A 2,290-nucleotide genomic window follows, 5' to 3' on the forward strand; every position below is an offset into this window, starting at 1 on the left:
GTGCTACCGGATTGGTGGGTACCGAAATGCTGAATGTTTTAGCGCAACGCAACTTTCCGCTCGACGAACTGCTGCCGGTTGCTTCGGCCCGGTCAGTAGGGAAGACCATTGAATTTAAAGGTGCATCCTATCCGGTCGTTAGTATGGAAGATGCTATTGCAGCTCAGCCTGATATTGCTATTTTCTCCGCCGGAGGTTCCACTTCGCTAGAGTACGCTCCCAAATTCGCTGAAGTAGGTACTTTTGTGGTGGACAATTCTTCCGCTTGGCGAATGAACCCTGCTAATAAACTGGTAGTTCCGGAGGTGAATGCCAACGTGCTGACCGAAGAAGACCGGATTATTGCGAACCCTAACTGCTCTACTATTCAAATGGTGGTAGCACTGGCTCCGTTGCACCAGAAGTATCAGATAAAGCGCGTAGTGGTTTCTACCTACCAATCGGTGACCGGAAGCGGAAAAGCGGCGGTAGACCAATTGATGAACGAACGAGCCGGGAAAGAAAGCAATAAAGTGTATCCGCACCCCATCGACATGAACGTTCTTCCCCACATTGATGTGTTCTTTAACAACGGCTATACCAAGGAAGAAATGAAAATGGTGAACGAAACCAAAAAAATCTTCGGCGACGACAGCATTCGGGTAACTGCTACTGCCGTGCGCGTTCCGGCAGTGGGGGGTCATTCGGAAGCGATAAACGTTGAGTTTGCTCAAAACTTTGACCTGGATGAAGTGCGGGAATTACTGGCCAATACTTCGGGCGTCGTGGTTCAGGATGATGTGAAAAATAATATCTACCCGATGCCCATTTGGGCGCACCAAAAAGATGAGGTGTTTGTAGGACGATTACGTCGGGATGAGACCCAACCCAATACGCTCAATATGTGGGTGGTCTCGGATAACCTCCGTAAAGGAGCGGCTACCAACGCGGTACAGATTGCCGAATACCTAGTAGAGAATAATCTGATCAAATCAGCGGTGGTAGGATAGTGGCTAACGAAGACTGGACTGTTTTAAGACAACCCTACGTTCAGCAATTTATTCGTGAGCATGAATCGGACGATCCGTTTCAGTTAACCCTTCAAACCAAGCGTTATCCGGATATTCCCATTCAGCTCGTTGCCCAGCAAATTCAGGCTCGGAAGAAAGCGAAGGGCAAGTTACCGGAGTGGTATCAAACTAAAGGAATTATCTTTCCTTCCCAGTTAGCAATGGAACAATGTTCTTCCGAAGCTACTGCTAAGTACAAAAGCAGCTTGGTCAGCGGTAAAACGATGGTTGATTTAACCGGCGGAGCTGGAGTTGATACCTACTATCTAAGTCAATCGTTTAAGCAAGCAGATTACGTTGAGCAAAATCCGCAGTTAGCGGCTATTGAGCAGCATAACTTTAGTCAATTAGGCACTTCCTCTGTTCAAACTCACGTTAGCGATGCAGCAACTTTTCTCTCGTCAGTCAATTCAGTAGACCTGATCTACCTTGACCCGGCCCGGCGAAATGATGCTAATCAAAAAGTATTTCGGCTATCAGACTGCTCACCCGATGTAACGCAACTACTTCCTTATCTTCTTAAGAAAGCGAAACAGGTAATGGTTAAGACATCACCGATGCTAGATATCAATCAGGCTGCTGAGGATTTGGGTTCAGTAGTGGAGATACACGTAGTGGCGGTAAATAATGAGTGCAAAGAAGTGCTGTACCTGCTATCCGCCACAGCAAAAGAACTACCCAAAATTACCGCCACTGATATTACCTCCGGTATAGCTCCGCTAGTTTTTACCCGTCAAGAAGAAGCGGAAGCGACTATCGCTTTTGCCGAACCTCAGCGATTTATTTATGAGCCTAATGCTGCTATCCTGAAGGCGGGAGCTTTTCGTATGATAGCCCAGCAGTGGAATCTAGCTAAACTGCATCCCAATACGCACCTATATACTTCTGAGAAATTAGTTGCCGATTTTCCCGGACGAATATTTAAACTGGAAGCAGTCCTTTCCTATCGGAAAAAAGAGGTTCAAGCGCATGTTCCCGATAAAAAAGCAAATATCACCACGCGCAATTTCGGCGACCCAGTGACTATTGTTCGGAAGAAGTTAGGATTGAAAGAAGGCGGCGATGTGTATTTATTGGCTACCCGAACAAGGGCTAACGAGCGTATCATTCTATTAACTCGAAAGATTAATAACAAATAGAGCTTTGAAAGTTAAATACGCCCACACCAACATTATTGCTGCAAATTGGCAAGCCTTAGCCAGATTTTATGAAAAAGTGTTCGGCTGTATACCTGTTCCCCC

The 2,290-nt window shown here is 46.3% G+C and carries 2 protein-coding genes; both read left to right on the forward strand.

Translation table 11 applies throughout. The features are described from left to right. On the forward strand, positions 1-989 hold a 989-nt coding region (locus WBA23_RS10445), incomplete at its 5' end, for an aspartate-semialdehyde dehydrogenase (RefSeq protein WP_424582222.1). Then, positions 989-2,188: a THUMP-like domain-containing protein gene (locus WBA23_RS10450; protein ID WP_424582223.1), complete on the forward strand. Its 1,200-nt coding sequence runs from the start codon at positions 989-991 to the stop codon at positions 2,186-2,188. The genes WBA23_RS10445 and WBA23_RS10450, both read left to right, overlap by 1 nt. Positions 2,189-2,290: the final 102 nt, after the last annotated feature.

The sequence above is a fragment of the Tunicatimonas sp. genome (genome assembly GCF_049647865.1).
In the GTDB taxonomy this organism is placed as follows: Bacteria; Bacteroidota; Bacteroidia; order Cytophagales; family Cyclobacteriaceae; genus Tunicatimonas.